The following is a 7903-nucleotide window of genomic DNA, read 5'->3' as shown; positions in this document are numbered from 1 at the left end:
CAGAAGACAGAGCTTTACAACCCGAAGGCCTTCTTCACTCACGCGGCGTTGCTGCATCAGGCTTTCGCCCATTGTGCAATATTCCCCACTGCTGCCTCCCGTAGGAGTCTGGACCGTGTCTCAGTTCCAATGTGGCCGTTCACCCTCTCAGGCCGGCTACGCATCGTCGCCTTGGTGAGCCGTTACCTCACCAACTAGCTAATGCGCCGCGGGTCCATCTTGTAGCGGATTGCTCCTTTGATACATTCTTCATGCGAAGCATGTATGTTATGCGGTATTAATCTTCCTTTCGGAAGGCTATCCCCCTCTACAAGGCAGGTTACCCACGTGTTACTCACCCGTCCGCCGCTGGGAACCGAAGTTCCCCGCTCGACTTGCATGTGTTAGGCACGCCGCCAGCGTTCGTCCTGAGCCAGGATCAAACTCTCAATTTAAAAGTTTGAATCTTTTAAGCTCATCGCTTACTTATTTTTAGAAGTTTTTCAACTTCAAAAGAATTGCTGGTCATTTACCTTTATATTCTCTGTTTAATTTTCAAAGACCAATTTGTTTGCCGTCATCTGACAGCTTTTATATCTTATCAGCTTCAAGTTGCTTTGTCAACAATCTTCTTGCTGGTAATTTAAAGCAGTTTTTGTTGTTACTCATATAGGATTAACTGCCTCAGGACTTATCATCCTTTGTCGCTTTGTGTCGGCGACAAGGAATATAATATCATGCTATCGCTATAAGTATTTCCATATAAACGCTTTAATACTGCATTAGGTCCTTTAGACTTCTATTACCTTAACTTTTCTTGATATTCCTTCTATTGACACACTAGGATAAGTATCAGATATTAATCACCTAGCCTGATTTATCCTGTACTTGAATATAACACTTGCTGAAAGCTCGTATGAAGGCTAATGCTATATCTAGAAAATAATAATCTTGTTTACTTTTACTTATATTCTTTAAACTTAAAATCATATCTGCATAGTCTCGATTAAATTCTGAAACATCAATCTCTGAACATAATCTGATGGATGCAGCCCATCGTTTCCGCATCCATCGCCATAAATGATGTCATCAATAACTAATTTATTTCTTTCAAGATATTCCATTATATATTTATAATTATCAACCAATGGAATACTTTTGCTTTTTGCAACATCACGCAAAATTTCAACAACTTCATTTGTATGGTAAATTCTATTGGAGTAATACTCATTGCTATGTACGGATGGGTTTGGGGTTAACAAAACTACTATTTTTCCGTCACTAATCAATTCATCAACAATACTTGCACAATTACTCTTTAGCTCTTCCATTCCATTAATGCGTTTACGGTCATTCAATCCAATTAAAAGAAATACTAATTTATCCTCCCTTGAAATCAAATCATCAAGGTGTTTTTTTATCTGATAGGAAAATGCCCCTCCACATCCTTTATTTTCAACAGTAACTGCACTGTAATTTTGCCGTAAATATTTCTCCAATAATCCCCACCAGCTGTTAGGCGCAACTCTTCTAAAAAACTTTGTCCCATCCTCTTCAAATATCATATCCTCGGTTCTATAGCTCATGGAACTACCCGCACCAGCAGCAATACTATCGCCAATGATCTTAATTTTTATACCTTCTGCTAATTTATCCTTATTCATCAGTTTTCCTCTATAATTATAAATTCCTAAATACCTATAATGCAAAAGCTCAACTTATAAAAGCCTTTACAAAACAAAATGCTCCTTTATCATCTGCGCAACAGCTTCTGCTGAAAGATTAGAATTATCAATTTTGATATAATTATCAAAAGTAATTTCGCCATCCTTGCTGACACAGCGATATCTTGCGTCATCATCCATAATTCTTTGATTCGATCTTTCAATATCTCTTTTAGAAGCTTTATTCTTTAGGCGATTCTCTGTAGAATTCCTTTGAAATCTGGTTTCTTGAGACGCAACAAGCTCTACATAATATATATCCGCATTATACTTTCTAAAAATGCTGCATACATGCTCAACATAATCCCAGTCTGATTGCTGATCAAATGCCCACATATATGTAAAAATCAATCCGTAATTTTCTGAAGCAGCAAATTCTTCAAAAATAATCTCTCTCACACGAGATATAGCTTTTCCATTAAAGTATCCGAAAACCTCTAATATAGGTTCAATTGTCATATGATTATGGAACAGCCTCAAATCTGTAATTTTTGTGAGTTCTTGTCCAACAGTCATTTTACCCACTGCAGCATTTCCAATTATAAACACTAATTTCATAAAAGCCCCCCTCTATACTTTGTTTATGAAAAATGATTATCTAATCCTAATACCACTACCAAACTTGCTTTATAGAGCCTTGCCAGTGTTAGTCTTACCACTTCCAGAATTACCTTTTAGTATTATTAGTTTAACAGCGCCCATCCATTACCTACCCCATCTTTTAAAATCAGCTAAATTACTATTTGATTTTATTCCTATTGTAAAAATTCTTTAGCTCTGATTTACATTCCTGTGGCAGCGCTGTTTTATTCACGCCGTGAATAGCACCCTCCAGAGCTAACAACCTATGAATACACGCAGAAGCATCATTTTCTTGTATTTTCAGCCATGCCTGCTGTGAACCTATATTTTTTAATTCCTCATAAGTAAATATGCCTGCCTCATTTAACTGCCTTTCAATTTCTTTCCCTATGTTAGGTAGTTTTGATAATTCTCCCATGATAAAGCTCCCTTCCAAAATATATTTTTTATTATTAGTTCTCAGAAATCGTAACGCTTCTCAAATATCTGCCTTGTCCATCAACATTGATTGGGGTTGCAACAAAGCCTTCTTTGACTAAATATTCGTTGGCAGCTCCAAAAATTTGGTGCCAAACTTCATTTGCTGTTTCTTTTATATCTACCTTATGTCTTATAGGTGTTAGTGTTGATGCATTAACTTCAAAATTGTCAAAGACTTCCTTTACTATAGAAAAAATATTTATAAGAATACTATCTGATATCTCTTTTACAATTGTAGACAATTCAAAATCATAAAATACTGGAACATTCACCAAAATGGTATTATCCTCATCGTTTATTGTGATGTATTCTAATACATTTAAGAACTGTGCAATATCCTTTTGCTTATCTGACAATTCATTATATTGGGTATTACTACTAATGATGTTTTGTATTAGAATACCGCATTCATATGCAATATTTTTGTTCATTTTATCTAAAGCCTTGTTATACAGCTCATTTGCTTTATCAAATGGACTCGCACTATCAATACTTTTCTGTGTTAGCCTAAAAAATCTGAACATATCTTTTCTTAAACCATTTAAATCTCCAAAACTATTAAAAGTAAATCCAGAACTTCTAAAGTTATTGCTGCTGCATAAAATTTTATTGCTGTGCTTTTCCACTACTTTACTATCCTCGTAGGCAACAATAATATAATCCCTAACTCCAGGCTGAAGCTTAGATGCACAAAAGGTATTTCTCTCGGTAAAAAATTCAAAAGCAGTACCATCAAAGATTATATCGCAGATGATATGATATAGTACTCTCTCATAATTATGGTATTTGGAGCATCTTAGTTTTGAAGCTTCCGCATAAAGCATTTCTTTCATATCAATTATTTTTTTGCCAATTACCTCGCCTATGTCATTTATATAGTTTTCTATATCTTTCACATCTTCCTCTAAAAAAACAGGGAATTTAAGCATATATGTATTATCCTTAGTTTCTATAGCATTTATCAATTCAAGATTATTTATAATATTTGTGATAACTTCCTCTTCAATATTTAAAATCTCTGCTATATCAAATTTGGATATAGCAAATGGTTCATTATTTGCAATCAAATAAAGTACTTCTGGTGCGTATTGCTTATTGCATGCATACTCTGGATTATAACTATCATACTCACCAATATCCCCAAAAAAGTAAAAGTTTAATTTTCTATTCATAGCTCTAGCTTCCCCCTAAAATAGTAAGTAAGTTATAAATTTCCATAACGATAGTTTTATCTTATCACAATAACAATTGATCACCAACTCTGAATTCTTAATTTTCTTTCATTTGTTCCTTATCTTTGATGCAGCAGACTGTGCTTCTATGTTAAGAGTATTATAAAAGTCCATCTAGGCATAAAGTCCTCGCAGGGTAAAAAGTTAAATTGTTATATTCTTAAATTTTTATATTGTTAAATTTTTACCTGCGAGAGAAATGCCATTTTAAAATTACAAACTCCATGGCTTATAGTTAACCATGGAGTTTGTATTGCTCTACATTTAAATTATATTTACCTTTTCTATAATTTTATCCGGTAAAAAAGGTTTTGTAATATATGCTGCTGCGCCTAATTCTATTGCAGAATCAATGACTTCTTTATCTGCTACTGCTGAACACATTATTACTTTAGCATTGGGATAAGCTTTCATAACATTCTGAAGCGCTGTCATGCCATTCATACCAGGCATATTGATATCCAAAAATATCAGATCTGCCTTCTTCCTTTTTAGAATATCTAAAAGTTCATTTCCTTCTGCTGCCTCACCAACAATTTCACACCCATTACCAGCTAATATGGCTTTTAGTGAGTTTCTTATAAACTCCACGTCGTCCACTATTATAACTTTCTTTTTGTTCTTATCCCTTCCAAGTAATTCATCAGTTGACACATTAAAAAAGTCAGCAATGGAACATAACATTAAAATGTCAGGCAATGAATTGCCAGTTTCCCATTTTGAAACTGCTGCTACTGATACCCCTAGCTCAGACGCTAACTTTTCCTGCGTCATATCCTTGCTTTTTCTTAATTTATATATTTTTTTACCAATTTCAATATTCATATATGCCTCCATTTCATGATACAATGCCAGCAACTATTTTGTTAAAGAAGCTATCTACTAATATAACTTTATCATTACAACACTATATCTTCAAACGAAGCGTAGTAGAATAATTCAACTGTTAGTTAAAAAAACCTCCGCAAGTTTTACTCATATTTCTTGCTGCTTATCCATTCATACTTTATATCATCAAGATTTTCTTCGTTTTCATGGCCTCTGCCAATAATTTTAAAGCCATTTCTCTCATAAAATCGTTGAGCTTTTTTATTAATCTCGAAAGTATACAATGTTAAGATGCCATTTGAATTCGCTTTTGCAAGCTCCAAAAACTGTTTTCCAATGCCTTTTCCTTGATAATCAGTATGAATATATAATTGATTTATCTCGGTGTCATTAAAGGCTATCATTCCAACAACACTGTTATCAGCATTAGCGGCAAGGTATATTTTGTTATCTTTACTTAATTTGTTATCTTTACTTAAAATGTTATTTAAGAAGAATACATGATCTTCAAAAGAGTGTATTTCCTTTTGTCCTATTGCTGCTTCCTTACTTTGCCTCCACATTCTTACTGTTTCCTCAGCGTAGGCGGAGTCATATTCCATTATCTTGATATCATCTGTAATTTCTCTCATAAATTTATAATCTCCATGAAAATAATCTAACATGCTTGAGTTGAGTTTTAATACGAAAAAGGTTTTTCTTAAATTTCCCCATTTCATCAGGAAGAAGCTTTATATTGGACATCTCAGCAACTTTTTCTACCACTTCATCAATAGACATATTTTCAGTATTTATATGTGTTTGAAAAACTTCACTTGTCAAATTTTCCAAACATCTATCTATTTGTTGTGCTCCCCAGGAGTTATCACGGTCTCCTCTTCTTTTTAATCTTTTAAGCAAGGTTGCTTTTGAAGCCATTAATGTATAGTGTTTAACGATAATTTCCTGGTTTCGCAAATAACCAACTATTTCATTAAAATACTTTGGATTAACAACAGTCATCGGAATAATTAAGATACCCTCATATTTCTCTTCAATATACTTTATAAGTGAAAAATTAAGTTCTCTCCAAACCTCATAATCCTGAAAGTCCTCTTTATTTTTAATACTTGAAGGCATATTCTTTGAAATGAAAAAACCTAAGTTCTCCGGGTCATAAACATAAGAATTTTCAGTCCTCCTCTGTAGTTCAAAAGCCGTTTGTGTTTTACCTGAGCCGAAAGCTCCATTTATCCAAATAATCATAAATTGACCCCTTAAAATTAATTTATCAAACTATGAGTTACATTGTTCTTCGTATTTTTTTATAGACATAAATAACTAGATTTGCAGGAAACATCCGCTGTTTGAACAAAATAATCATTGCCAAAGCAGCTTCAATTAATCCAATGATAAAAAATATTACATGCAAATACACTACCGTATTAAGCATAATACATTGAACAATAATCCAAATAACTAAAGCCCAACCAAAAACACTGCTTACATAGGCATGAAACTTTGCTTTGTACTTAATTATCAAAGCACTAGCAATATTTCCAAGCCCAATCACTGAAAATAGAATAATGCCAGGTATAAGATAATTATTAAAGGGTGAATTTTTTAGAGCATCTGCCGGCATTCCTCCTGGTCCCTGAGGATTCAAAATAGCCATCATTCCTCCGCCAACAGCGCCTACACCAACAAATGCATGTAAGATAAATAATAAACGGTAAATAATTTTCATTCCCTTCCCCTTCCAATCACTTAAATTAAATTTTATCATAATATTTTATTCGTATTTATTACAATTGTGAACTAAATTATAATAAAAGTGTCCAACCCTCTTGTAGTTACCTACTAAGGGGTCAGACACCTTATGTATTTTAAGAGTTTTTCTCATCATCTACACTTCTATTAAGCACTATAATCATAATAAACATAATCAGGAATATACTGGCTGCATAGAAAGGCATAAGGGCATAGCCTATCCGTGAAGCTAAAACTCCAAATAGTGGCGGCATAAATGTGCTTCCTACATATGCGCATGCCATTTGTACCCCCATGATTGACTGTGAATATTGTGCTCCGAAATTTACTGGGGTTTCGTGAAGTAGGCTTGGATAAATTGGTGCACAGCCTATTCCTGTCATTACGAAGCCCATTAGCAAAGTAACCTGTCCAAAAGGCACCATCATCATAATTATTCCAGTTCCTATTAAAACCTCGCCCAAATATATCATTTGTCTGTTGCTTAGCTTAATTGTAATAAATCCTGATAAAAACCTGCCAAAAGTAATGCCAAAATAGAAAAGAGATGCCCACTTTGCTGCTGTTTCTGCTGAAATTCCATGAGACATAACAACATAGCTGCTTCCCCATAAACCTATTGTTGCTTCTATTGCACAATAGCAGAAGAAGGCTATTAAAGCTTGTTTTGCACCTGGCAGCTTCAAAAGTTCTCTTTTACTCAAAACCTTTTGCTCTTGTTCTTTTCCGCCTGATTCATCCTTATTGGAAGTAGAACTATTAAATGATGATACCTTTTTCCAAAGAGGCAAGGTAACAAGCAATATTATAACCAAGGTAAATTGAATAATTGCAACGGTACGATAACCTGATTGGAAGATAGCTCCTCGTTCTAAATAATAGGACATGATAATGGGGCCTGTCATAGCACCAATGCCCCAAAAACAATGAAGCCAGCTCATATGTTTTGCCTTATACTTAAGTGCTACAAAATTATTAAGAGCTGCATCTACTGAGCCTGCCCCAAGACCTAAAGGGATTGCAAAAAGACATAGATGATAGAACTCACCGCTTAATGAAAATCCCAATAGTGCCCCTGCTGTCATAAATACACTAATGGAGGTAACTAGGCCTGTTCCAAATTTTCTAATAACCTTATCACTAAACAAGCTTGATACAATAGTACCTCCGGCTATAATCATGGACACAATCCCAGCATAAGAAATTGGTACTCCCATACTCTGATACATAGACGGCCAAGCTGAACCTAGCAGCGAGTCTGGCAATCCCAAACTTATAAATGCTATATAAATTATGATTAATAAAACTGTCAATATCATTATTCAATCT

General features: G+C 34.2%; 9 protein-coding genes and 1 rRNA gene (1 of these 10 cut by a window edge). All 10 read right to left on the bottom strand.

The window, feature by feature from the left end:
* Positions 1-434, bottom strand: a 16S ribosomal RNA gene (locus NBE98_RS18060) (it extends 1069 nt beyond the left edge of the window).
* Between the two features lie 531 nt (positions 435-965).
* Entirely contained in the window at positions 966-1643 is a 678-nt protein-coding gene (locus NBE98_RS18055; protein ID WP_250816407.1) for an SGNH/GDSL hydrolase family protein, read from the bottom strand.
* A gap of 66 nt (positions 1644-1709) precedes the next feature.
* Positions 1710-2261 (bottom strand): DEAD/DEAH box helicase family protein, encoded by a 552-nt coding sequence (locus NBE98_RS18050; protein WP_250816406.1) that lies wholly within the window; start codon positions 2259-2261, stop codon positions 1710-1712.
* A gap of 181 nt (positions 2262-2442) precedes the next feature.
* Complete coding sequence (locus NBE98_RS18045; protein WP_250816405.1) at positions 2443-2703, bottom strand: TfoX/Sxy family protein; 261 nt, start codon at positions 2701-2703, stop codon at positions 2443-2445.
* Positions 2704-2737: 34 nt separating this feature from the next.
* A complete protein-coding gene (locus tag NBE98_RS18040; protein ID WP_250816404.1) occupies positions 2738-3937 on the bottom strand; it encodes a hypothetical protein in 1200 nt (399 codons plus the stop codon).
* Between the two features lie 324 nt (positions 3938-4261).
* Complete coding sequence (locus NBE98_RS18035) at positions 4262-4822, bottom strand: response regulator (RefSeq protein WP_250816403.1); 561 nt, start codon at positions 4820-4822, stop codon at positions 4262-4264.
* A gap of 146 nt (positions 4823-4968) precedes the next feature.
* Complete coding sequence (locus tag NBE98_RS18030; protein WP_250816402.1) at positions 4969-5457, bottom strand: GNAT family N-acetyltransferase; 489 nt, start codon at positions 5455-5457, stop codon at positions 4969-4971.
* 4 nt (positions 5458-5461) lie between these two features.
* The gene (locus NBE98_RS18025; protein WP_250816401.1) at positions 5462-6070 is read right to left on the bottom strand and encodes an AAA family ATPase; all 609 of its coding nucleotides are present in this window, start codon (positions 6068-6070) and stop codon (positions 5462-5464) included.
* Positions 6071-6107: 37 nt separating this feature from the next.
* On the bottom strand, positions 6108-6551 hold the full coding sequence (locus tag NBE98_RS18020; RefSeq protein WP_250816400.1) for a hypothetical protein: 444 nt from the start codon (positions 6549-6551) through the stop codon (positions 6108-6110).
* 139 nt (positions 6552-6690) lie between these two features.
* Complete coding sequence (locus tag NBE98_RS18015; RefSeq protein WP_284703658.1) at positions 6691-7893, bottom strand: MFS transporter; 1203 nt, start codon at positions 7891-7893, stop codon at positions 6691-6693.
* Positions 7894-7903 lie beyond the last annotated feature (10 nt).

It is taken from the genome of Clostridium swellfunianum, assembly GCF_023656515.1.
GTDB classification, from domain to species: Bacteria; Bacillota; Clostridia; order Clostridiales; family Clostridiaceae; genus Clostridium_AT; species Clostridium_AT swellfunianum.
Note: the sequence above shows the minus strand (reverse complement) of the source record. Positions and strands in the feature narration are given on the sequence as shown.